This is a genomic window from Thermogemmatispora tikiterensis (genome assembly GCF_003268475.1).
GTDB lineage: Bacteria > Chloroflexota > Ktedonobacteria > Ktedonobacterales > Ktedonobacteraceae > Thermogemmatispora > Thermogemmatispora tikiterensis.
On sequence record NZ_MCIF01000002.1, the window covers coordinates 3,131,952 to 3,156,848 of the forward strand.

Genomic DNA, 24,897 nt, shown 5'->3' on the forward strand with positions numbered 1-24,897 from the left:
TTCTATCGGCAGGTCTCGCCAGGAAGAAGTAAGGAAGGACGAGATAGGAATGGAGCCGTCTGGCTGCCACAGCAGCTGCGCCGCGCTCCTTGCCTGCACACGGCCCGCTGCTCGCTGTCTCGCTTCTTTCTCTTCTCCAGCAGTCAGTCGCCGTATTCAGGGTGCGCGCTTCTGAGCTTCTTCGATGAGGCTAACCAGGTACTGCAGTTTCTGAATGGCATGCAGGGCATTGCGCCGATTGCGCTCGTAGCCTTCTGGAGCTAGCTGCAAAAACCAGGTGCGGATGTCTTCTTCAGAGACATCATACCACTTGGTGTCGGCCTGCAGGCGCAGATAGACGCGCATGGCCGGGTCCTGCTGCTTGCGCCGCGGTACGAATTGGAGCGGTTGCGCGCCGCCGGTAGTAGCTGCGCTTTCCTGCTCATCGGCAGCAATGGCCTGCGCCAGCTCAGGCTCTGGATGCAGCTCCTTGTAGAGCGCCTCGACGTCAGCGGTTTTGAAAAAGTAGTCGCGCCCTACTCCCTTATAGGCTCGAATCCGGCCCTGTTGGACCCATTGATCGAGGGTGCGTCGATCGACACCCAGGCGACGGGCCGCTTCGCCAGCATCTAGAAAGGCAAAGCGGCCTCTTGCTGTTCCACCGGTGGTCATAGTCTGAACTCCTTTTGCCTCCGCTTCGATAGCGAAGGCCTCTTTCCCTCGCCGTCTTGCTCTCCCCGTCTTCTTGTTAGCCTGTCAGGCGCTGCTGCAGGGTAATGCCCAGACCATCGGGATCATGCAGGACGGCGATCAAATTGCCAGTGACCTGCTTCTCCGGCGGTTGAGAGAAGGTTGCACCTCGCGCCTTCAGTTCTTCGTAGGCGGCCTGGATATCGGGGACCACGAAGGCCAGGTGAGCAACGCCCGCCGGCGGTCGACCTGGATAGAACTGAGCCTGCCCCTGGCCACCGGCGCGATGAAGGGCCAGACGCACTGAGCCAGTCTCAAATTCGGTCCAGCCTGGCGAGCTGAAGCGTAGAGGCAAGCCCAGGATATCGCGATAGAAGGCCGTCGAGCGCTCCATATCGCTTACATAAACTACAATATAATCAGGCTTCTCCAGCTTGATTGTCATAGTCAGCATACTCCTTCTCAGCTTTGGCGCCATAGAACAGCAAGAGCGTACTTCCGTAGCGCCGCTCGTCTTCGAGGATCAGGCGTGTTAGCGGCACCGCTAGCAGCTCATCTCGCTCGCGCGGATGGATCTGGACAATGACGAGGCCCTCCTCGCTCAGCAGCGGTGAGCGATCGAGAAGGGCCAGAGCACGAGCGGCCAGGTGATGATACTGCGGCGGGGCTACATAGATGATATCATACGCTGCTTGCCGCGACGGGTGCACTCCCACCCCTGCACTGCCGCTGGCCGGCCCGGCCTCCTGCTGAGCCAGTACCCACTTGAAGGCATCGGCGCGCAGCGTTTCAGCTCGCTCGTGCATCCCAGTCAGCTGGAGATTCTCGCGCAGCACTCTGAGGACACGCGGATCAATCTCGATAAAGGTAGCAAAAGCCGCGCCGCGGCTGAGCGCCTCAATACCCACGCCGCCGGTACCGGCAAACAGATCCAGAAAGCGGGCGCCTTCGACGCGCGTAGCCAGAATATCGAAGAGCGCCGTCTTCACGCGGTCGATAATGGGGCGGGTGCCAGGCGTACGAGGAGATTTGAGACGCCGCCCTTTGGCTTCCCCGGCAACAACGCGCATGGTCATCTCTCTCCTGTCAAGGTCACTCAATGGAGAGCCAGGATGGCAGCAACGTCACGGTCAAAGTTGTCTTGCTTCGCCCAGGAAATCAGCGCCTCCACCTGGTCAATGCTGAGCTGCTTGAGAGCCGTGACTCCCCAGATACGGCCTATCAGCTCGCGCAGCTCATCCTCGCTGATCTGTTCACCAATGACGTTCCAGAGGACAGTCAGGCGCGCCTGGCTGGCTGGTGTGCCGCCACGAGCCTCGCGCATCTTGTTTAAGAGCGTACGCGCATGAATACGCTCCTGGAGCGAAAGCTGCCTCCTACCAGTGTCCTCCAGGTTCAACTCCTCTCCCTCGTCACCATCCTCACGCTCATATCCGCCTCCCTGCTCCTGGTCCCACTGGCCAGGTTCATCTCCTTCCTCATCAAAAACATATTCTTGCTCTTCTCGCTGACTATCTTCGTCTTCAAATTGCTGCTCCTGCGATGGGAGAGAAGAATGGCTTGCCTCTGCTGATGCCTGCTCTTCTTCTTCACTCTCTTCCTCGACTATCAGCTCCTCGCGAACTCGCCCCTGACTCAATTCGCGCTGCGAGAAAACCGCGGGATAGGCCTGCTCCGAGAGCGAAACCGAGGCGGAGACCGAACTGCTCGGGGCGGAGGTGCTGGCACTCGCCGTGCGGCCCGCCGCCGAACTGTGCTGGGCGAGCAGGTAACGCAGCTGATCTAGAGCCTCACGCAGGTTGATATTACTGAGGCTCCTGACCCCCAATAGCCTCATAGCATGTTTTGAATCGATATTGAAGTTATCACGCAGAATTTGCAAGAACTGCGGAAGGGTGAGGTCGCTATTGAGGTTGCCGAAGACGCCTGGAGTTGAGGGCAAGGCGGGCGCCATCCGGCGCCGGAGCTGCGAGGCAGAGGGCGGCATCCGGTTTTCGACTGGAGCGACAGGAGCTGAGGCCGGTCGCGCTGAGGTTGAGGGGCGCATCTCTGCCGGCGGCTCACGCGGGCCTGTGGGACGTGACGGCCCGTTGCGTCCTCCCTCTTCACCAGGTGCCTTACGCGGCGTAGATGTCTGATTGAGGCGCTGCTCAAGGCGAGCGCTGAACTGATCAAGGCCGGCCAGCGCTTCCTGGAGGAGACGCTCGCGCTCCTCGGCGCTGGCGTTCACAGGAACCGGCACCTCCATCTGGATGACATGGAGACGCCCCTGAGCCGCAAACTGGGTTTTATAGTGGAACCAGATATAGGCCCCATTGGTGGAGGTTCTCTCCTTCTCTACAGCCTCATCCATAACAACACCTGCCTCTCCGGCACGCAGCCGTCGCCGCCACCAGCAGCCACAGGAAGGAGGCCAGCCCACGGCGCGGTAGCGGGTAGCGTGGTACTTCTTGTTCTCCCATTATACCAAAATGAGAAGGTTCTGCCCGGTAGCCAGCAGTGCTCAACCGCGGTTCGCTAAACGAGAAGCCTGCCGGTGCGCCAGGTATCAACGGCCAGTTTTATCGTGCGAACATAGGCGGTGACATCGTTCCCGTCAGCAGCAGGAGCATAGACGGGCACAATCTGATCCACGGTAACCAGCCCCCGAGCAACGTATTCATTGGCAATCAGCCGATACCAGTCGCTAAAGCCCTCTTCCCAGCTGGCATAGCGACGATAGCCAGCATAGCTCGCCTGGCCCGGCAAGGCGCGAATATTGCCCAGCGAATGGGTGAAGCGCGCTACCCCGGCGGTACCAAAGCGGCTCTCCTCCAGGAAGAAGGCCAGGGCATAGACAGGATCGATACGGTAAGTGATCCCATCGGCATAGAGGGCCTGCCCCTTGCCCGCTGCCGGCGAGTGATAAGCCGTCAGCACCTGATCAATGAAGTCCGCTGACACTGAGGGCTGGCCCACAACTGCATAGCGACCCTCCTCCTCCAGAGCCACGGGGTCAAAGAAGAGCCAAAGCAGAGCTGCTACGGCCAGCGCGGCCAGCGCCAATACGAGCCAATGTCCCGGCAGCTGTGATTTTCGTCCGCCATAGCTCCGATAGCGGCGACGGCTCCCTTTCTTCCTGCCCTTGCCACTCCTCCTGCTCCTTCTGCGATAGCTCTCGTTGCGCATCATGCCTCATCTATCCTGCAGCCAAAGACTGCGGTCAGCTTGTTGCCGGGGGCTATTATCGCACGAGGCAGGGGAGAAACGCCAGTCGCTTGTCAGGTGGCCGTCACTTTGAAAGCAGTGGGCGAATTGCACTCAGGAATCACTTGTCAGGCAGACTAGCAGACCGTACAATACAGTAAAAATAAGGCGCCCTTCCGTACAGGGGAAGGGAGCCATATCGAACGGGTCGTCAGGAGCCGGGGAACAGGTTACGGCAGCGACAGCAGGCCAGGGGAACGTCACGGCGAGCGGATTACTGAAGCGGGCCTTTCATCCGCCCCGACTTTATCTGCAGGAGCACGTCCTATGCTTCACCCTTCACCCACATACCCGCGCTTACCAGAAACGAAGCAGAGCGAGTCAAAGCAGCCTAGAGCCACACCTCTGCGCCCGCGTCTGGGACAGAGGCCACTGGCGCGTAAGATCAAAGCTTTCTTGCGGCCACCGATTAAAGCCATCTACTACCTGATCAGCCAGATTCGCAGCCATAAGCTGCTCAGCCTGGGAGTTGTGGTGATCTTTCTGGCCGCCGCTACCCTGACCAATTACGTTCTGACGGGGGAGTGGCCGCTGGGAATTGCCCAGGATCAGTTCAATTTCCATATCAATGGCGGCAACGGCGGCGGCGATAAAGTCAAAGATTGGCTCTATGCGCTGCGCGATGGCGACGTGGCCACAATGCGCATGCTGCAATCGACGCTGATCATGGCTCAACCCCCTGATCCAGCCGAGCTGGTCAGCCAGTACAGTGAGAAGCAAACAAACCTGATCTGGCGCGACATCCACGTCGTGGGAGTCTACCAGCAGTCAGACTCGACCATTGACAGTCTGGTGAGCGTGAGCCTCGGGGCCCGCGGACCAGGCGGAGGCACCAGTGGCTACATGCTCTGGCACTTTACCACTGTAGCCCAGAACGGCGGGCTGCTGCTCTCTATCGACCTTGTGAGTTTCCGGAACGTCTTGAGCTAGTCAGGTCAGTTCAATTCGTCTATGACAAGGCTGCGCCTCGCATCTGCAACTCCCTGAGTCCAGGCGAGACGGTCAGAGTTGATTGTGTCGGCTACAGCCAGCGGTCGCTCGCCGACCCCAGTTAGTGAAAGAAAAGGGGACTGTCATGGCGACAGAGCAACAACTTGAGAAGCAGACCGAGCTGGATAAGTCAATCGACCGGGGTCTCGATCAGTTTGGGCGCTTTGTGCGTCACAACTGGTTCTGGCTCCTGCTCGGAGCACTTGTCCTCTGGTACTTTTTCAATGCTATCTTTCCCCAGTTGAGCGCCCCTTCCCCAGGAGCACTCTTCGCCTACCTGCTGCAGATTGCCTTTGCCATCTTCTATATTCTGATCCAGTTCATTGCCCTCTTCTGGTTTCTGGGGCGCCCCCGCCTCTACTGGCTGATGCCTGGCGAGACGGGCGTTAGCTTTCAGGACTATAAGGGCAACCCCGAGGTACTGGAGCAGGCCAGGCGCATTGTGGCCATTCTCCAGGGAATCAAAGAGTTTCGCGAGATGGGCGGGCAACCGATCCGCGGGCTGCTGCTCTCCGGCCCACCCGGCACCGGCAAAAGCTATCTGGCCCAGTGTATCAGCAGCGAGGCCCAGGTTCCCTTTGGCTACGCCAGCGCCGCGAGCTTTCGCAATATGTTCTGGGGCATCGATGTCCTGATCATCATGCGTCTCTACCGACGGGCGCGTAAGCTGGCGCGCGAGTATGGGGCCTGTATCCTCTTCCTGGACGAGATCGACGCCCTAGGAGCTTCGCGTACGAGTCAGGGCCGCATGCCAGTTCCAGGCATGGGAGGCGGCCTCTTTGGCTTTATGGGCACCGGTGGCTCTCTTAACCAGTTGCTGATGGAGCTGGACCCGCCACCGGTTGAAACCGGCTGGTTTAAGAAGATGCTGCGCGTCCTCGGCCTCTATCACGGGCGGGCTCAGCGCGAGCCGGTCCTGACCATCGGAGCCACCAATCTGCCCGAGGCGCTTGATCCAGCGCTGCTGCGTCCAGGACGCTTCGATCGGCGCATCCATGTGGCACCACCCACGGATAAGTACCGCGGTGAGGTCATCGAGTACTATCTGCAGAAGGTCAAGCATGATCCCACCATCTCGATCAGTGCCCTGGTCTACCGCATGGCGGGCTACACGCCTGTGGAGATCAAGCATGTCATCAACGAGGCCGTAATCATCGCCTACTTCTCTGGGCGTGATGAGGTGCACTATCAGGATATTATCGAGGCCCAGGATATCCACGAGCTGGGCTATCGCCGAGAGAGCAACCTCTCGCTCCTGGAGCGACGGCGCCTTGCCTACCACGAGGCGGGGCACGCTGTAGCCTCCTACTACCTGCTAGAACGCTATCTGCCTCCTTTCGTGACGATCCACCAGCGCAGCGGCCTGGAAGGGGCGGCAGCCTTTGCCCTTCCCCGGCCCAAGGAGACGATCGTCACCATGAGTAAGGAGGAGGTGCTCGCTCACATCCAGATGGATCTCGCTTCTCGCGCCGCTGAGGAGTTGTTTCTCAATACTCAGCTGAGTGGGGTCGTCGGCGATCTGCAGCATGCCACCGAGCTGGCCGCCTCCTATATCGGCCTCTATGGCATGGACGGCACACTGGCCTCCTACGGCGCCTTTGTCCATCAGTCTTCAGAGCCAGGCGCTCCCTCCGCGATAGCACCGCTGCCTGAACTCAAGGAGCGCGTTGAAGCCGTGCTTCAATCCCAGCTGAAGGCTGTGAAGCGCCTGCTGCAAGAGCATCGCGAGGCTGTGATCGCTGTGGCAGAGTCGCTGATTGAGCGCGACGAGCTGACCCCCGAGGAGGTCGAAGAGCTGATCAATCAGGCCGACGCCCATCGCGTAACCGTCCAGCTGCTGCCCGAGCTGGCGCCGGTACTTGGCCTGAGCCAGGAGCAGACGGATGGCAATGGCCATGTAGCCACGCTCGCCATGTTGCCAGCCAGCAACGGTCACGCTGCGACTGAAACCTCACCTCCCGAGGTCACGCAATCATGAGCCTGCCCTGACGCAAGCAGCGGAGAGGAAGGAAAGTCTGCCATTGCTGTGCTTTTCTTCCTCTCCAACCGCTAGCTGGTGCTCAGGTCGTTACCTCAGCAGTATGTCCTTCTTGCATACCCTCGAAGCAGACCAGACCATTTCTCTCAAAACCGTGACCTTTGTGCTATTGTAACGTATGGTGAAATGCGTCTCTCTCGATGAGACAGTCCAGAACTGCTTGAGGGTTATAAGACTATGACCAACGAGGTCATCGTGGATAGGCTGGCCCCCGTATCCACGACTTCTGGACCCCAGAGGGCGCGCAGCCGCTGGCTGAGCATAGCAGGACTTTGCCTCTTGCTCGCCATCGGCCTGGGTATGCGTCTCTATCAGCTGGGACAGCCCCTAGAGCGCGACTTCGATGAAGGGGTCTACTTGCAGTCGTTGCGCGCTATGAGCCACGGCTTTGCTCTCTATAGCCAGACCTTCTATTCACAGCCGCCGTTCTTTTTGGAATCGGTCTTTCCCATCTATGCCCTTGCCGGTCAAACGCTGTGGGCGGGACGCCTGGCTATCGCTTTGCTTTCGCTCTGTGGCCTGATCGGAGCCTGGCTACTCGGCAAGGCGCTCCAGGGTTATACGGGCGCTTTTATAGCATTGCTTTTAACTTTGACCAGCGTCTCGTTTCTTAACGAATCGCGTGTTCTCCAGGCAGATGGCCCATCAGTCGCGCTCTCACTGCTAGCCGTCGGCCTGGCTTTTCACTGGTGGCAAAAGCCTGCTGGTTGGCGCGGGCTGCTGCTGGCGATTCTGAGCGGGGCAGCCCTGGCGCTCAGCATCTTCACCAAATTCCTGGTGGCGCCTGCTCTCCTCCCCGTCGCTAGCCTGGTACTGGCTCGCTACTGGCAATTGAGACGCTCCCCGCAAGGAGAGGCTTCCCCGGCTCAGCACCAGCGCCTCGTCCTCTGGGCGCCAGTGGCCGGTATCCTGGCTTTCCTGCTGGTCACGCTCCTGCTCTTCTTGCCATTCCTCGCTTCCTTCCCTGTGATGTTCCAGAGCATTGTCTCTTTTCATACTCAATCGAGTGAAAGCTTCCGCTATACCCTCCGTACACTTACACTACCGCTGTTAGCACAGGGTCTGCTGACTCCTCTGACACTGGCAGGGTTGGCAGGAACAATCATAGCTGGTTTACGCCGTGATTGGCGTGTTGTGCCGCTTCTGCTCTGGCTGGGGGGAACGCTAGCAGTGCTGCTAGAGCAACGACCCCTGTTTGCCCACCACCTGATCGCACTGGTGCCGCCCTTCGTGGGTCTGAGCGCTCTGGGTTCCCCCGATCTCGCCGCGCTCCGCCGCTGGCTCCAGGCAGGCAGCAGAGAGAGTCAGCGATACCCTGCGCTTGCTAGCTCGATCATGGTGATCGTTCTGGCGATCAGCTGTACCTATGCATTCGGCCAGGATATTCTCTATTTTCGTCAGCCGCCCCACCCTGTGACGCCAGTGGGGCCGCTTCAGCGCGTGGCCACCGACCTGGAGCACTTCACGAAGCCGGGAGATATGGTGATCAGCGATGAACCACTGGCGGTGGCGCTTGCTGGACGAGATACTCCGCCCTGGCTTGTTGACACCTCCTCGGTCCGCATTCATACCGGCTATCTGACTCTCCAGGACCTGATCACCGCCAGTCAGGAGCCCCAGGTGCGAGCCGTGCTTTTCTTCAGCTCCCGCTTTCATCTACCAGAGGTAGAAGGTTATCATAGTTGGGTGGCACAGCATTTTCACCTGGTACGTACTTATGGGAAGGATGGCACGGGCCATCCCCAAGAGCTATGGGTGCGCTGAAAAAGGCCCGGCAAGGCCAGGTCCAGGCAAGCAAAAGATAGTAAGGAGTGCTATCCTTAGTGAGTGAGTGCAGGCGAGCAGAGACCAGTAGAAAGGAGTCACCTCATGAGGGGACGCCGTACTTTCAGTACAATGGAAATGATTCTGTTAGGCGTCTTGATTGGGTCGCTCGTCCTCTCGTTCTTACAGGCACGCCGGCAAGCAGAGCAGCGTTAGTATCGCTCCCATGTCTTTCCGGCGACTCTGGCCCTTCCCGCACCTATGGCAGTGCAGCCGGGCTGGAGCAGCGAGCCACTGGCAGAGATGGAGGATGAGCACTTCAGACAGGCTGTAGCGTGTGCGCTGCAGCCTGTTACTGTTTTGCCAGTGCAGTGAGCAGCGGGCTGGTGGGCAAAGTCTGAGCCAGCATGATATCATAGGTAGCAGCGAAGGAGAGCAAGGCGCCAGCCAGCTATGCACATCAACCAGCGGCCCCCTACTGGCGAGGGTCGCAGCGGAGCAGAAATGACAGTCGAGCACAGCACGGAGCGCCAGCGGCTCAAGCCCAACTCCAGCCGTGCCCCAGTCAAGCCAGAGGCCGGGCTGGGGTCTACGAGCGCATCCGTGCTTGCAGCTGAATATGACTGTTGTCTGTCTATCTGCCTGCCTGATTTTCACTGCTATACTATCCTCACAGGCCGACTCACCGCGCCGACCCGGCACCGGCAGCGCCGGCCCTCGGCCCTCGCTCTCAGCACGCCGATCGAGAAGAAAGGCTTTGTGTCAGATCGCCAAATTGTCGAAAGAGAGAGTTGCTGTCATGACAACGGTCACCTCAGATGAGCAAAAGCCACACCAGGAAGAGAGCATTGCACCAGCGGCAGCGCATCCTCTGCAAAAGTGGTTGCTGGTGTTAGTTGTCTTTGTGGCTGGAGCTGCTTCGCTGGGGGTCGAGATGGCCGCTTCCCGTCTGCTTGCCCCTTATTTTGGCTCCTCGCAGTTTGTCTGGGCGGCCCTGATCGGCCTCATCCTGCTCTATTTGACCTCGGGCTACTATCTGGGCGGACGCCTGGCCGATCGTTTTCCCCGGCCTGTTGTCTTCTATCTGATCACTACTGTCGCTGCCTTCACCATCGGCCTGATCCCCTATATCTCGCGTCCCATCCTGCTCTGGTCGCTCAAGGCCTTCGCCACCTACTCGGCCAGCGTCTTCATCGGCTCTCTCGCCGCAGTGATCCTGCTCTTCGCCATCCCTGTCATTCTGCTCGGCTGCGTCTCACCTTTTGCTATCCGCTTGCTCTTGCAACAAGTAGGCCGCTCCGGCAGACTGGCAGGCCAGCTCTACGCCATTTCGACCGCCGGCAGCATTGTAGGCACCTTTCTACCCGTACTCTGGCTGATTCCCAACTATGGTACACGCTTCACGTTCCTGGTGATAGCCATTACGCTGCTGTTGGTCTCAATCCTCGGCCTGGTGATCAGCAGCGCCGGACCAGGCAGCAGCGGCTGGCACCCGCGGGAAGGGAAACAGGCCAGACATTTCGATAAGAAGAGCCTGCTCTCCCTGCTGCTGTTCATCCCTTTGGGCCTGGAGTTTCTGGCGCTGGGTGGCCCGATTAAGCCGGCCTCGGGTACCGACGGCGGCGGAGTCCTCATTGCCGAGCGTGAATCTGATTATAACTATATTCAGGTGGTGCGCGTCGGTAGCGAGATGCAGCTTATTCTCAACGAGGGTGAGGCTGTACACTCGGTCTACGACCCTACCTCGATCCTTACCGGCGGCCCCTGGGACTACTTTATGATCGCACCCTATTTTAACAGGCCACCGTTCACCCCGGCGATGGTTCACCGTGTCGCCATCATCGGCCTGGGCGCTGGAACCATCCCCCGCGAAATCACGGCGGCTTACGGTCCCATTCCCATTGATGGCGTCGAGATCGATCCGACGATTGTCGAACTGGGCCGCCGCTACTTCGCTATGAACGAGCCGAATCTGCATGTGATCATTCAGGATGGACGCTACTTTCTGCGCACAACAACGCAGAAGTATGACATTATTGGAATCGACGCCTACCAGCAGCCATACGTCCCCTTCCAGCTCGCGACCGAGGAGTTCTTCAGCGAGGTGCGCGCCCATCTGACGCCGACTGGCGTGGCCGTGATCAACGCCGGGCGTACGACCCATGACTTCCGCCTCGTGGAGACGCTCGCCCAGACGATGCACGCGGTCTTTCCGAATGTCTATATTATAGACACAGCGCGCTTCACCAATAGCATCATCGTCGGCACGAACGCAGCGACCTCTCTCAGCGATTTTGCCCGCAATACGGCCATGCTGACGAATCCGCTGTTGGTCAGCGTCGCTCAGGAGAGCCTCGCCTTTGGCAATATACGCGAGGAAAAGAGTCGCCATGTCTTCTTTACCGATGATCGCTCACCGATCGAGCAGCTCATCGATCAGATGATCCTTGATGCTATCCGCAGCGGCGACGAGTGACTGCTCACCAGCGCCCACCGCGCAAGGTCTGGTTCGGTGCCGCTGTTGCTGATAGAGCATACTACAGCTTTAAATCTGTCATGCTGGAGGAAAGCGGATGCCATTTAGTCCAATCGATCTGAGTAATGTGCGCGTGCTTGACCTTTCTCAGAACTGGGACATCCATACGCCGGGCTTTGCGACCTATGAGGGACCAACGGTCAAGTGGATCAAGCGCGTGGCTTTTGATAAAGTCGGGGGTCAACATATTTCGTCGACTCTGCACGTCGGAACCCATCTCGATGCACCGCTACATTTTATTACCAACGGTCAGGATATCGGCAGCATCCCGCTGGAGAAGCTGGTCGGCCCCGGCGTCGTGGTCGATCTGGAGGCGATGGGGATCGGTGACTACGATATTTACACCTCGGCCCACTTCGAGGAGTGGGAGCGCAAGACGGGCCTGCGCATCGAGCCTGGCGATATTGTGGTTGTACATACCGGTTACCACAAGTATTATCCCAGCAACTGGTACGGCGAGACCCAGCCGGACGAGACGCGCTATTTTATTAAACATCCCGGCCCAACGCGAGAGTTCGTGCAGTGGGTCCTCGATCGGAAGATTTCCTGGTTTGCTATCGATGCCGGCTCAATGGACCACCCGATGAATACCGTCATTCGCAAGGTCCGCCCGGACCTGGCGGCCAAGTGCGCCGAGAAACTGGGGCGCCCCCTGGAAGAGATCTGGCCGGAGGAGGATCTGCAGCTCATGCACTACGATCTCTTCCCCCACGGGGTTTTTCATGTCGAGAACGCTGGTGGCATGATTGACGAGGTCTTGGACCAGCGTGTCTGGATTGGCTGCTTCCCCTGGAAGTTTAATGGAGGCGAGGCAGCCTTCTGCCGCCTGGTGGCCTTCGTAGGGAAATAGGGCGAGCCTGGCCGAAATGATGCATGAGCGACCCGGAGCGGCCCGGCTCCGGGCCGCCTGGCTGCCAGGCCCTACGGCCCACCCGCTTCGCCCTCGCTCACACCACAACTGCTGACCTGCTCCTCGCTCATTTTTTTATCTTAAAAGATCGGCAAATAGCGCTCAAGCTCCCAAGGATGGACATGCTTGCGATACTCGTTCCACTCGATTGACTTGGCCTCCAGAAAACCCTCGTAGATCAGGTCACCCAGGGTATCACGGATGAGGGCATCTTGACGTAGATCGTCGAGAGCTTCGCCCAGGGTAGCAGGCAAGCGCGACAGCCGACTGATCGGCTCCCCCTCATCGCGCAGGAAGAGGCTTTCATCCATTGCAGGCGGCAGCGGCATGCGGTGTTGGATGCCATCCAGTCCGGCGCGCAGCATGACTGCCAGGGCCAGATAGGGGTTGCAGCTGGGGTCACAGCTGCGCAACTCGATACGCGCCGAGTGCTGGGGGTCCCGGCCAGGGCGGGGAACACGGATCAACGCCTCACGATTAACACGGCCCCAGTTGACATAAACAGGAGCCTCATAGCCTGGTACAAGCCGCTTGTAAGAGTTGACCAGTGGAGCCACGATGGCACACATGCCGCGGGCATGTGCGAGCTGGCCAGCCAGAAAATGGCAGCCCACTTCAGAGAGGCCGTATTCGCCGTGCTCGTCAAAGAAGGCGTTTTTTCCTGTGCGGACATCGATCAGCTGCTGATGGGTATGTAAGCCCGAGCCGCTGACATTGTAGAAGGGCTTGGGCAAGAAGGTGGCATAGAGGCCGTGCTGGGCGGCGATTGCTTTGAGCACATACTTGGCGGTCATCAGGCTATCAGCAATATAGAGCGCATCACCAGCCTGGAAATCCAGCTCGTGCTGGCCCGCCGCGACCTCATGGTGGCTGGCCTCAATGACAATACCCATCTGCTGGAGGGCCTGCACCATCTGGCGCCTCACCGTAGCAGCCAGATCGGTTGAGAGGTCAAAGTAGCCACCACGATCATGGGGCAGCGGAGTCGGCCCACCATCTTCGAAACGTAAGAGGAAAAACTCCAGCTCGGGCGCTACCTGAAAGCGATAGCCCATCGCTTCGGCCAGCTCCAGTGAACGCAAGAGCGTCGCCCGCGGATCGCCCTCAAATGGCTCCCCATCAGGTGTCATGACGTTGCAGATTACCCTGGCCACGACGTCGCCAGCATCTAGCTGGTCAGCAATCTCGCGATTGAGGGCCTGGGGCCGTACATGTACTGGGAGGACGGTAAAAGTACGTAGATCGGGGAAGAGATACATATCACTCTCAGCAACGCGCGCGAAGGCCTCTATTGAGGAGCCATCAAACCATTTGCCGCGCTCCAGACAATCGGGGAACTGCTCCACTGGAATCGTGACACATTTCGCCATACCAACAACGTCGGTGAACTCCAGGTTGACGAAGCGCACATGCTCCTTTTCAATGGTCTCCATCACCTGTCTCACCAATGCCTGATCCTGCTGCTCCGCCATGTGCTGCCTCCTGGATGCCCAGCCAGCCAGAGCCAGGCATCCCACATTTCCATGATAGATCTCTTATCAGTCTACCGAACGATTCGATGCTCCAGAGTGGGTACCCATTATATCAGAAGTTCCAGGCCGTTGATATCTCCTCACCCTCTGACCCCCAACCCGACTCCCGCCCTCCCCCGTCAGCACCATATTTCTATATTTTTCAAAAAGTATAGATATTTAGGAAGTAACGCTATGAATATCTCAATAGGTAGTTTTACAATCAAGTATAGCTATTACTATACTAGGTGCATGTCAGATGGAGTCACCATACCTGGTCTACCAGGCTACGTTTCCGTCAAAGAGGCCGCCGAGATGCTGGGGGTCTCCGATAAGCGCGTCTACCAGTACGTGATGGCGGGACGCCTCCCGGCCAGACGTATCGGCCATATGCTTATTCTACCCGTCGAAGAGGTGCGGCGATTCAGGCCGCAGCCCTCCGGACGCGCCCGGACACGCTCCCCCTCTTGGCGTGTCTATCGTAGCCGCGGTACCCTGCTGGTGACCGATATCGCTGTCGCGGTTCGCCCCGGCTGCCAGGTCCACCTGCTCGAAAAGCTGCGAACTATCCAGCAGGAGGACCGCCATCTCTTCCCCGGTACGGTGGCGCGCTACGTTCTGAAAGATGAACATGAGCAGACTTTCCAGATGCTGCGCATCCTCCTGGTCTGGAAAGATACTGAGATGCCTGACGAGGCCACGCGCCAGCGCGATCTGGCCGCCTTTCAGGCAGAGCTGGCCGATCTTCTGGACTGGTCCCAGGTCCAAATTCATACCTATGAAGCCCTTCTCCATACCTGACTCCCGTGTTCTTCTCACCTCCTTTATCTGTATCATTCTCTCTTTCAAAGCAAGCCACCAAAGTTGATCTATATCAAACAGATAATCTTCTCACCATTTTATGCACCACAAATAACCAACTACTAGCCTTCCTGTGATCTATTCTGCTCTTTCTATATTTACGAAAAAGCATATAAATTAATACAATTTATTTACAAGATGTATTATCTCATCGCGGCAGCAATAGGCACCGGCAGCGATCGGAGTAGCAAGGGCAGCTTCATGAAACTACACGCCGTTCTCGTTGGCATTAACCGGTATCAGGACGCCCGCATCAGTGCACTGCGGTATGCAGCTAGCGATGCCGAGCGTTTCTACGGTCAGCTTGCCGGCAGTCTGGCAGCAGAGGATCTCAGTTTACGACTCCTGATTGACGAGCAAGCCACGCGCAAGGCTATCGTTACTGCCATCGGCGAGCATTTACCGCGACAGGCAGGGCGTGAAGACGTGGTCTTGCTCTACTTCGCCGGTCATGGTTCCCCGGAGACCAGCCAAGCCCCAGACCGCTTTTCGCGCTACCTGATCGCTCACGATACCGAGTATGATGCGATCTTCGCGACAGGTCTGGATCTGGAACACGACCTGATTCGGCTGCTAGAGCGGCTTCCAGCGCGGCTAGTAGTGGTCCTCCTCGATACCTGCTTCAGTGGGCGGGCTGGGGGGCGTACCTTTGAGGGGCCGCTCCTGCGCACCCGTCGCACAGAGCTGCGCGGTCCGGCAGCGCCTGTACCGGGGCTGCAGGATCTCCCGCTTGGAGAAGGGCGGATTATTCTGGCTGCCTGCGACGACGATGAGGTCGCTGGAGAAGACGCGGGGCTACGCCAGGGTATCTTTACCTATTTCCTGTTACAGGCCCTGAGCGGCCCAGAAGCCTCCGCTTCGCGTTCCGCCGGCCCCGGCGAGCCAGAGGAGCGCACGATCAGCTTGAGCACGCTCTACGATCGTGTGGCGATGGCAGTTGTCGCCTTTACCAGAGGTCGCCAGCACCCGGTCTTGAATGGGCGCCTGAGCCTGGCCCGTCTGCCGCTCTTGAGACCACCAGAGCGCTAGTCTGGCAAGGAAGGAGAAGGGAATAACGAGATGGGAGAAGTCTACCTGCTCACGGGAGAGCCAGGAAGTGGCAAGACGACAGCCATCAAGAAGGTGGTTGCGGCGCTCGGCCCCGAGCACTGCGGCGGCTTCTATACCGAGGAGGTACGTGTCTCTGGCCAGCGCACCGGTTTTGAAATCGTCACCCTCGACGGGCAGCGCGGCCTGCTCGCCAGCACGAGCCATAGCAGCCCGCACCGTGTGGGCCGCTACGGCGTCGATCTGACGGCACTGGAGTCGCTGGGCCTGGCAGCCATCCAGCATGCTCTCCAGACACGTCCCGTCGTCATCATCGATGAGATCGGGCCTATGGAACTGCTCTCGCCGGCCTTTCGCGAAGCCGTCAGCGCCGTTCTGGAGAGTTCCAGGACACTCGTCGGCACTATTGTTCTGCGGCCCTATCCCTGGGCCGATGAGCTGAAGCAGCGACCCGGTACCCGCCTCTTGGAACTTACCTCTACCAATCGTGATCAGCTGACTGAGCAGCTGGTCACCTCTCTGCAGCAAAAACTGAACGAGCAAGGTATGCTAGTGATGAGAGGGGAGGAGAAAGAGCAACAGCAAAAGACCTGATCTATTGTGGGGTACGTTCCAAAGGAGGTCACTGTGACTGGCACCCTGGTCGCCAGTCGGGCAGAGTTAGGCCCAGAGCTATCGCTCCGCTGGGGAGGGACACCGGCTATGGAGACGATCCATAAGGCCCGCAGCTATCGACCGGCTAGTAGCCCTATTGAAGCCTGGGAACGGGCGGGAGAGCGCTTGCGCATCTTGCTGGTGGTTAGCTCACCAATTGATGAGCCAGTACGGATCAATGCCGAACTTGAGATTCAGGAGATCTATCGCCAGCTTCTGTGGTCACGCGTGCCAGCGGCTCTCATTCGCTTGCATCCGCCAACCTGGCGCTTCTTGCAGGCCACATTGCACGCCCGCCCTTTTGACATCGTCCATATTATTGGCCATGCCCGCAGCAGCAAACTGCAGCTTGAGCAGGAAGATGGAAGCAGCGATTGGGTAGCAGCCGCTGAGTTAGCGGCCCTCTTTCAGGATACACGAGTGGGACTGGTGGTGCTTAATAGCTGCAGCAGCGAGCTCCTGGGCGATGAGCTGGTCAGGCAGGGTGTGCCAGCAGTAATGGCAACAACCCGCCAGTTGCATAGCGAAACTGCTACCGTGCTGGCCAGCTCGCTTTATGCAGCGCTGGCCCGTGGTACCAGCCTGAAAGAGGCGTTGGAGTTCATGCGGAGAACCCTACAGCGGGAGCCTCGCCTGCCAGCGGCCCAGGATGAGATAGTGACGCTGCTCGGCCCCGGCGCCGAGGAGCCATTAGGCCCAGCCCTGCCTGTGGGCGACCCTGAGTATTTCCCCTGTGAGCCATCTCATAACCTGCCCGCTGCGCGGGCGCGCAGCTTCTGCGACCGCGTCCACGAACTGCAACGTCTGGCCGCGCTTCTGAGCAGTGGCCCCTCTCCTTTCATCGGCCTGATCGGCCTGGCCGGCAGCGGTAAGTCAACCCTGGCGATTGAACTGGCCCATCGCTATAGCTGGCGCTTCACACGCGGGATTGCCTACGCCTCGCTGCGCCGGATGCGCCCGTTCGATTTAGCCGGATTGCTGACCCATCTCGATTGGGGCTTAGAAGAAGCCAGCGGCAGCCGCCAGCGCGGCCTCGCCCTCTACGAAATGGGACGCGGCCCCCTCCTGCTTGTCCTCGATGACCTGGAAGAGGCGACGCCGGCGGAGATCGAGGACCTCTGCGACCTGCTGAGCGCCTGGGACACTTCTCTGGGAGGCCGGGCGCTCCTGCTCATGCGCCATCGCCGCCCCGAATTTGAGCAACTGTTGCAGACCAATTGGCTCACCGTGGGCCAGCTCCCCGCCCAGGCAGCCTACGAGTTCGTCGAAGAGCGCCTGGGCGGCAAGGAGATCGCTCGCGTGCAGCTGGGCCGCCGCCTGCAAGAGCTGCCACGCCTCTGCTACTACCATCCCAAGCTCATGACCCTGGCTACCTCGGCCCTCCAGCTGGGTATTCCCTGGCAGGAGCTGGCCACTCAGCTCCGACAGCTCTCCGGTAAACCTCTCCAGCAAATGGAGCAACTCTTGCATTTGACGATTGCCCGCGTGACCAGAGAGTCGCCGCTGGCCAGCCAGTTCCTCGAATGCTGGCCGGTCTTCTCTGAAGCCTCCTCAGAATCCGCCTGGCGCTTTATCCAGGCCGGCAGGCTCCCCCAACCAGGTGAGAGCCTCTGGCAACAGCAAAATGAGGCCCTGGAAGCGATCCAGCGCGCCGCTATCCTGGAACGAGCAGAAGGCCCTGGCGGCCTGCAGTGTCGCATGCATCCCCTCGTCAGCGATTACCTGCGTCTTCATTGCTGGCAGGCCCTTTCTCAAGCCAAACGCGCCGAATACCAGCGCCGTCATCTCCTCTTTTATATAGAAGCATATCGATCAAAAGAAGGAATAGAGGCTGAGCTGCTATTTGACTGGGACAACATTACCCTGGCGGTCGAGAGGGCGCGCAACCTGGGTCTGTGGCAGGACCTGCTTGCCCTGGCAGAAGAACTGGTGGGAGAGAGAGGGACACCACTGCTGAAGCGCCACCAGCTGAAGCAGGCGTTGCAGATCCTGGAGGTAGCCCTGGAGGCCGCGCAGCAGCTCAAGCAGTCTCTGCAGGAAGCGCGCTTCCTGCTCCAGCGCGGCATCTGTCGTTATCGCCTGGCGGAGTACCAGCTAGCTTACCAGGATGTGGCAGCCAGCCTGCAGCTGGCCCGGCAGTCTACTGACGCAGTGCTGATCAGTGCGGCGGAGTTGGAACTTGGTCGCGTCTGCTATCGGCTGACGCGCTATGACGAGGCAGAAGAGCACTTTGAGGCCGTGCGCGCGCAGGCGGCGGCCAGAAGAGATCTCTGGCAGGAAGCAGCCGCATTGCATGAGCTAGGGCGGCTGGCCTACCGCCGGCATCAGTTCGAGCGTGCTGTGCAGTTGCTTGCTGAGGCTCGACGACTGCGCGAACAGCTGGGCGATCAGGAGGGCCTGGCCCGCACGCTGCACGAGCAGGGGCGCCTTCAGCACGAGCTGGCTTTGCGCAGCCAGGAACCAGCCAAACTGGATGAAGCCGAATCCCTCTATCTACTCAGCCTGAGCCTGCGCCAGCAGATGGGTGATCGCGTAGGTGAACAGGCTACGCTCCATCAGTTGGGTCTGCTGGCCTTCCATCGCGGCAACCTGTCACAAGCCAACGCCTACTATGCAGAGTCGATGCAGCTCGCCCATGAGCTGAACGACCGCTTCTGGATCGTCCACAATCAGTTTCGCTCGGCCCGCCTCCTCTGGTACCAGGGCCAGCGGCAGGAAGCCCTTTCTCAGGCTCAGGAAGCGCTGGCGCTCTGCCGCCTGCTGGGCATTGGCCTGGAGAGGGAGATCGAAGAATGGCTTCGGGCACCAGCATAACGGTGGGTAGCGCACTTGTCTAACAAACTACCGTTCAGGTATCATGAAGAGAGAGATGTCCATGTTACTCGGCCAACCTGCTACGGTCAACGGGCAGGAGCAGGAGAGCAGGTAGTCTCTGCCAGTCATGACAGGAGTAGTTTCTGATGCAAGATGAGCAGCTACAGCGCAAGCAAATGAAGGCAGCGAACTACGCCCAGCAGCCGGAGCGTTTCACCTTGCTAGAGATCAAGCTGCAGATGCGCTCGACTCATGGTGTGCGCCTGATCAGCTATGCGGAAGGAGACTGGCACTGCACCTGCGACTTTTATCGCGAGCGCGGGACCTGTAGCCATATTATGGCGGCAGAGCAGCTACTTGGCTCCCTCATTCCCCTGCCGACCGACACCATGCCGCGGGAAGAGCACCATGATCCTGAGCGATAGAGATCTCAAAGCCCTGCTGGCCGCCGGCCTGCTGGTAGTCGAGCCGTGGGAGGAACGGCAGCTTGGGCCAACCAGCATTGATCTGCGTCTCGGCGCGCGTCTCGTCAAGTATCGCGGAGAGCGTCTTGAGCTGGGCAAGGCTCCACCCGCCAGTGAAGAGATTATAATCGATCCTCATCACGGCTACGAGCTGCGCCCGGGCGAGTTCATCCTGGGCTGCACGCTGGAGCGGGTTCGCATTCCCAACGGTTACCAGGGCTTTATCGAAACCAAAGGGGACGTTGCGCGGGCTGGACTGCAGGTGCACAATGGCGATGGCCATGTTGATCCGGGGAGCGACCATGTGCTGACGCTCGAAATCACCAACCTCAATAGTATCCCGGTCGTCCTCTATCCCGGCCTCTTCATCTGTCAGCTCTTCATTCATCAGCTGAGCAGCCTCTGCCTGCGCGAATACCGCGGAAAATACTTCGGGCAACAAGGGCCAACCGTTTATCAGCCGGCCTAGCAGGCTGCGGAGGCGGACCGTCTCTCGCCTGCCTACTCGCTGTCAGCTCCGGTCTTCCTGCCCTGCCAGCCTCGGTTGAAGCACTGGATTCTCCACAGCGCCCAGGGAGCGCAGTATAGAGCGCTGCGAGAGCGAGAGGCCAGTCGCAGCGTAGATATTCATACCCTCATAAGGTCGGTCGCTGCGCAGCACGCGGAGGCACTGAGCACGCTCCACGTCCCAGACCTCAATCGTCCCTGTGTGGCTGCCGCTCACCAAGAGCACGGGCTGTACACCGCGACTGAAAGCGATCTCGCGGATGCGATAATCAAAGTGATTAACGATTTTCAGCAGCTCGCCGGTCTCCAGATCCCACAGGCAGACGAGTTGATCATCTCCAGCGCTGGCCAGCAGGCGGCTATCGGGACTGATGGAGAGCGTCCAGATCCGCTCTCGATGCCCCTTGAGAATCGCCCGCGGAAGACCTTGCTCCAGCTGGGTCAGATCCCAGAGACGCACCAGCTGATCAGCACCTGCCGTGGCCAACCAGCGACCGTCAGGGCTGATGGCCAGCGTATAGATCGCCCCGCTATGGCCAGAGAGCTTTCGCCAGCAGCGGTAATCGCGGGTATCCCAGAGGCAGATGGTCTGATCTTCAGCGCCACTCACCAGGAGCCGGCCATCGGGACTATAGGCGACGGCGTAGACCCGCCCCCGATGTTCGCGAAGGATATGCAAGCACTGACCGGTTGCCACCTCCCAAACACGCAATGTGCGATCGGCCCCGCCACTGGCCAGGAGCGAGCCATCGGGAGAGAAAGCCACCATGTAGACGCGAGCCGCATGGCCTTTGAGAATGCGGAAGTTCTGGCCCGTCTCCACCTGCCAGAGGCGCACCGTGCCATCTTCGCTGCTACTGGCAAGGAGGCGACCGTGGCCATCGAAGGTCACCGTCCACACACTGGCCGTGTGGCCCTCCATCGTGCGCAAGCAGCGTAGCTCACCCAGGTCCCAGAGCCGCACCTGGCCATCATTGCCGCTACTGGCAAATAGCTGACCATCGGGGCTTGTCGCCACCGTGCGCACCTGGCTGCTATAGCCCTGCAACATACGGACACAGCGCCCGCGCTCAAGATCCCAGAAACGCACCGTCTGATCGTCGCTGCCACTCACCAATAAGCGATCATCCGCACTGACGGCCAGCGAATAGACACGCCGGCTGTGCCCTTCCAGCGTCTTGATACAAGAGAGGTCGCGTATGTTCCAGAGGCGCAAGAGGCGATCGCCGCCAGCACTGGCGAGGAAGCGACTATCGCTGCTGAAAGAGAGCGCATAGACCTGCTTACGATGGGCATCCCAGGAAGCCAGCAGCGCCAGGGAAGTCAAGTCCCAGAGCATGATGCGCTCCTCGCAGCCGCAGGCGAGCAAGCGACCATCGTAACTGAGAGCCAGCGACCAGATGCTGTCGTTGGCGCCGGGGAGGCGGGCACGACAGGAGCCGCTCTCAACGTCCCAGAGGCGCAGAATTGCATCTTCTCCACCGCTGACCAGCGTCTTGCCGTCGGGAGTGAGGGCCACAGCATAGACTCTGCCGCTCTGGCCCGGGTCAGTCAGCTCGCGCTGGCACTCAGCGAGACCGGAAGCCATATCAAGGCGCCAGAGACGCACGGTCTGATCGCCGCTCCCACTGGCAAGCAGGCGCCCGTCGGCGCTCACGGCCAGCGAATAGATGCGTTCCTGATGACCTCGCAGGGTCTGCAGGCACTGGCCAGTCTCCACATCCCAGAGACGAATTGTCCCATCCTCACTACCGCTGATCACCATTCGTCCATCAGGGCTGAAGAGGACCGAGCGCACCCAATCGGCATGGCCCTGGCAGGTTACCAGCGGCGCATAGTCGCGGACGCGGAAGATACGCACCTCACAGGTAGTTGTACCGAGCGCTACGAGCGAGCCATCATGGTTAAGGGCCACCGAGAGAATGCTTCCGAAGATCTCGGTGAAGGCCGAGCCAGTCAGATCGGCCCAGGCGAAATTGACGTTCGGCAAGGCTTTACCCCGCAAATTAGCCTGCCAGACCGCCAGACCCGAGAAATCCCAGCCACGGAGATCGCACTGCAAGTGGAGGAGCAGATTGAGAATATTACCAGCCGCATAGCCCGGCCTGCCGCGTTCCAGCCGGGCCAGCAATGAGCGCAGCAGTTGCTCGCAGCCGCTTCCTCCCCTGGCAGTGCGCAAGATGTGAGCCAGTGGCCCAAGAATCGAGCGGACCTGGTCCTCGCGAATATAGTCCCGGGCCTGGGCCTTGAGAAGGGCATGACTTTGTAGCAGAGAGAGAGGCTGCTCTTGGAGAATCTCAGCGGCCACTTGCTGCACCAGACGATCCGTCACATATTCGCAGATCACCGGCTGCAGAGTATAGCCCGCGGCCCCACGCACTTCGACGAGCGAGCGATGGCGCAGCGACTTTAGTACTTCAAGCAGCGCTCCTTTGGAGGTGCGCGCCAGGCGATCTTCCAGCAACTCAGAGAGCGTCACCACTTCGCGCCCAATCGCTAACCAGTACAAGACATCCCGTTCATCAGGGGTTAAGCGCTCGAACTGCTTATCAAGCAAATCTTTAATGCCCTGAAGAACCAGCACCTCCTGATCGAGGAAGCGAGCAATCTGACGATCAAAGACCTCGCGAATGGTAGGAGAGACCAGTTTCAGAGCCAGGGGATTGCCAGCATAGCGGCGAATGAACTCGGCCCAGTGCTCATCATCGCCCTCCAATCCCTCACCTGCCAGCAACAAACGCCCCGCCTCGGGCGAGACGCCTGACAGGGTCATGGTGCGCACCGGGGCATATTTCCCCTCCTGGAGAGGAATGCCATCGGGCTTCTCGCGGCTGGTGAGCAGGACGCAGCTTTGCAGGGCATGGCTCCCCAATAGATAGAGTAGCTCCTCATAGCCCTTGTAATCCCCCTTATAGTGGCCCGCCAGAGCCCCACTCTGCAGCAACGAGTCGAAGTCATCAAGGACCAACAGAAACCGCTCGCGCTCCAGCCGCTGAATCAGTAGCTTCAGGCGATCCTCCTCGCTCTCGGGAAGAGGGGTCGGCTGGTGCTCCTCCTCACCGTTGAGGAAGCGCAGGCAGCGATCGAGAAGACGCCCACGAGACAAAGGGGTGTGGAGCGAAAGCCAGAGCAAGCCTTGAAAATCGGAGGAGCTGCGCAGACGCTGAACCAGAGCCGCCACCAGGGCAGTCTTACCCACTCCGCCTATGCCCACAATGGCAATCAGACGGCAACGATCTTGCGTCACCCAACGCCAGAGCAGCTCTAGCTCCTCATCACGACCATAGAGACGAGAGACGTAGGGCGCTTCCTCCAGATCACAGCGTGGACGGGCAGCCAGGGAATCCAGGGCCGCCGCAGTCGCAGTAGCAGGCAGCACCAGAGAGGAGGACGTAGTACGCCGGCGCCCGCGCGGTAGTTGCTCCAATTGCCCACCCACTAATACCTCAACTAGCTCGCCGCTGCGGAGCTGCAGCGCACGCTCGTACTCTTGCACAAGCTGGAGCGAGGGCAGAGTCACATTGTTTTCAACGGCAGAAAGATAGCTCTTCGAATAGCCCACCGCGCGCGCTACCTCGCTCAGGCTCTTACCCATCTGCTGGCGCAGGTGACGCATACGGGTCCCAATAGCGGTTGCAGGAGCGTGTCTGTTTTCAGCCATTACAGTCTTCCTCGCTGCCCACCACGGCGGGTTACATTGATTGTTCTACTGGGTAGTATAGAACAGAAGTGCACGCCTGTAAAGAGGAGAGCCGTTCTCTTTCTGCCCAATTGTACATTGATGAACAATTGTTCACCTTTTCATCTTCTCAACCCTCTTGAAAAACATGAGTGAACACTGTATACTGTTCTATAGAGAACGACAAGATGTTCACTATCCTCTCAGGTTCTGCTACAGAACTGGCGAGCGATAAGCTCAACTCCTCCAGCTATCTCGCCACAGGCTGGCCTGAGCAGAGCTGGTTGTTCTCTTTCCGAACTCATTGCTCGCTGGTCATCGCGATGGCCGATCAAGCGAATAGACCAGCACGACCTGACCCAGGTGAGGCAACGTCAGGCTTGCCGGCGCCAGAACTGGACAAAGTACGGCATCTTGTAGGTTTGCTTCTGTGTTTGTTCATGAAGGAGGAGTCTTGTGAACTCACTACCTTCGCTTGGAGTTTCTGTTTACGACAGCGACGCTGAAGATGAAGCCTTGCTACACGCCTGCGACGCTCGGGTTGTGACTCAGGTACGTCGCTACTTCTCACGCATCCATGCTAGCAAGCGGGAAGATCTGGAAGCACTCTATCAGGACGAATGCCAGGAGGTGCGCTTCGCCCTCTGGAAAGTGAGTCGGAAGGGGCCATTGCACAAACCCGCCTTGCTGATCCGCGTCATTGTCCAGAATCGTGCACGCGATGCCTGTCGACGACTTCGCCGTCGTCCTCTGCTTCTCCCCCTGGAGACAGAGCAGCCCGAGGTTCTTACCCTCAGCGAGCAGCGTGCCGCCACCAACGAAGGAGCGCGTGATCCAGCCTATGAGTGCGAGCTGCAGGATTTTCCAGAAGAGCGCCTTGCGCTCTACATCCAGGCCATTCGCAGCCTGTCTGCCCGTGAACAGGCGGCTGTGCTCTGGCGCATTCGTGAGTGCGGCCTCGAACTACGGCCCGTCATCGTGGCGCTGCGCAAAGCGGGCCTGGACCCCGAGCAGGTGCCGCCGCCGCAGAATCAGGTTGAGCTGAAGCGCTATCGCTCTGCCTTGAGTACTGCCCGGCGACACCTGCGCAAGCCGCTCGGCGTCCAAGCCGCCGGCCAGTTTGCCCGCCTGCGCTAGCGTGCCAGACTGGACTCTGCCTGGCCTTCCTGACTTCACTATCATGGCTGGCCCGCGTGGCGAAGGGACC

At 59.4% G+C, this 24,897-nt stretch carries 19 protein-coding genes; 12 read left to right on the top strand and 7 right to left on the bottom strand.

The features are described 5' to 3' along the window. Positions 1-156: 156 nt before the first annotated feature. The 5 genes from A4R35_RS12600 to A4R35_RS12620 all read right to left on the bottom strand — a co-directional run bounded on the left by A4R35_RS12600 (position 157) and on the right by A4R35_RS12620 (position 3,840). On the bottom strand, positions 157-651 hold the full coding sequence (locus A4R35_RS12600) for a helix-turn-helix domain-containing protein (protein ID WP_112429881.1): 495 nt from the start codon (positions 649-651) through the stop codon (positions 157-159). A 76-nt stretch (positions 652-727) separates the two neighbouring features. Further along, complete coding sequence (locus A4R35_RS12605; RefSeq protein ID WP_170293086.1) at positions 728-1,114, bottom strand: VOC family protein; 387 nt, start codon at positions 1,112-1,114, stop codon at positions 728-730. Beyond that, on the bottom strand, positions 1,089-1,745 hold the full coding sequence (gene rsmD / locus A4R35_RS12610; protein WP_223258315.1) for a 16S rRNA (guanine(966)-N(2))-methyltransferase RsmD: 657 nt from the start codon (positions 1,743-1,745) through the stop codon (positions 1,089-1,091). The genes A4R35_RS12605 and rsmD overlap by 26 nt, the downstream gene beginning before the upstream one ends. Before the next feature lie 20 nt (positions 1,746-1,765). Then, a complete protein-coding gene (locus tag A4R35_RS12615; RefSeq protein WP_112429887.1) occupies positions 1,766-3,022 on the bottom strand; it encodes a hypothetical protein in 1,257 nt (418 codons plus the stop codon). Positions 3,023-3,186: 164 nt separating this feature from the next. Then, positions 3,187-3,840, bottom strand: a complete 654-nt coding sequence (locus A4R35_RS12620; protein WP_112429888.1) for a glucosaminidase domain-containing protein — start codon at positions 3,838-3,840, stop codon at positions 3,187-3,189. A 342-nt stretch (positions 3,841-4,182) separates the two neighbouring features. Here A4R35_RS12620 and A4R35_RS12625 point away from each other — a divergent pair, with 342 nt between their 5' ends. From A4R35_RS12625 to A4R35_RS12650, 5 genes are all read left to right on the top strand, one after another. Next, positions 4,183-4,845, top strand: coding sequence for a hypothetical protein (locus tag A4R35_RS12625; RefSeq protein WP_112429889.1), 663 nt, complete (start codon positions 4,183-4,185; stop codon positions 4,843-4,845). Positions 4,846-4,990: 145 nt separating this feature from the next. Next, positions 4,991-6,883: an AAA family ATPase gene (locus A4R35_RS12630; RefSeq protein ID WP_112429890.1), complete on the top strand. Its 1,893-nt coding sequence runs from the start codon at positions 4,991-4,993 to the stop codon at positions 6,881-6,883. Positions 6,884-7,222: 339 nt separating this feature from the next. Further along, a complete protein-coding gene (locus A4R35_RS12635; RefSeq protein WP_189361734.1) occupies positions 7,223-8,707 on the top strand; it encodes a glycosyltransferase family 39 protein in 1,485 nt (494 codons plus the stop codon). Between the two features lie 799 nt (positions 8,708-9,506). Continuing rightward, positions 9,507-11,183: a spermidine synthase gene (locus A4R35_RS12645; protein WP_112429893.1), complete on the top strand. Its 1,677-nt coding sequence runs from the start codon at positions 9,507-9,509 to the stop codon at positions 11,181-11,183. Between the two features lie 97 nt (positions 11,184-11,280). Next, a complete protein-coding gene (locus tag A4R35_RS12650) occupies positions 11,281-12,093 on the top strand; it encodes a cyclase family protein (RefSeq protein ID WP_052887571.1) in 813 nt (270 codons plus the stop codon). A gap of 140 nt (positions 12,094-12,233) precedes the next feature. On the opposite strand, the gene glnA is transcribed toward A4R35_RS12650, so the two are convergent. Continuing rightward, on the bottom strand, positions 12,234-13,625 hold the full coding sequence (gene glnA, locus A4R35_RS12655) for a type I glutamate--ammonia ligase (protein WP_112429895.1): 1,392 nt from the start codon (positions 13,623-13,625) through the stop codon (positions 12,234-12,236). A gap of 234 nt (positions 13,626-13,859) precedes the next feature. Here glnA and A4R35_RS12660 point away from each other — a divergent pair, with 234 nt between their 5' ends. The 6 genes from A4R35_RS12660 (at position 13,860) to dcd (ending at position 19,973) form a co-directional block, all read left to right on the top strand. After that, positions 13,860-14,465 carry a helix-turn-helix domain-containing protein gene (locus tag A4R35_RS12660; RefSeq protein ID WP_189361736.1) on the top strand — a complete coding sequence of 202 codons (606 nt, stop codon included), beginning with the start codon at positions 13,860-13,862 and terminating at the stop codon, positions 14,463-14,465. 261 nt (positions 14,466-14,726) lie between these two features. Further along, positions 14,727-15,554 (top strand): caspase family protein, encoded by an 828-nt coding sequence (locus tag A4R35_RS12665; protein WP_189361738.1) that lies wholly within the window; start codon positions 14,727-14,729, stop codon positions 15,552-15,554. A 30-nt stretch (positions 15,555-15,584) separates the two neighbouring features. Continuing rightward, positions 15,585-16,166, top strand: a complete 582-nt coding sequence (locus tag A4R35_RS12670) for an NTPase (protein WP_112429899.1) — start codon at positions 15,585-15,587, stop codon at positions 16,164-16,166. Positions 16,167-16,199: 33 nt separating this feature from the next. After that, positions 16,200-19,040 (top strand): CHAT domain-containing protein, encoded by a 2,841-nt coding sequence (locus A4R35_RS12675; protein ID WP_146747210.1) that lies wholly within the window; start codon positions 16,200-16,202, stop codon positions 19,038-19,040. A 146-nt stretch (positions 19,041-19,186) separates the two neighbouring features. Next, entirely contained in the window at positions 19,187-19,465 is a 279-nt protein-coding gene (locus A4R35_RS24320; RefSeq protein ID WP_189361740.1) for an SWIM zinc finger family protein, read from the top strand. Beyond that, positions 19,449-19,973 (top strand): dCTP deaminase, encoded by a 525-nt coding sequence (gene dcd, locus A4R35_RS12680; protein WP_189361741.1) that lies wholly within the window; start codon positions 19,449-19,451, stop codon positions 19,971-19,973. The genes A4R35_RS24320 and dcd overlap by 17 nt, the downstream gene beginning before the upstream one ends. A 42-nt stretch (positions 19,974-20,015) precedes the next feature. Here dcd and A4R35_RS12685 read toward each other — a convergent pair whose 3' ends face one another. Beyond that, a complete protein-coding gene (locus A4R35_RS12685) occupies positions 20,016-23,672 on the bottom strand; it encodes a WD40 domain-containing protein (protein WP_112429905.1) in 3,657 nt (1,218 codons plus the stop codon). Between the two features lie 474 nt (positions 23,673-24,146). On the opposite strand from A4R35_RS12685, the gene A4R35_RS12690 reads away from it, so the two are divergent. Next, positions 24,147-24,827: a hypothetical protein gene (locus A4R35_RS12690; RefSeq protein WP_112429908.1), complete on the top strand. Its 681-nt coding sequence runs from the start codon at positions 24,147-24,149 to the stop codon at positions 24,825-24,827. Positions 24,828-24,897: the final 70 nt, after the last annotated feature.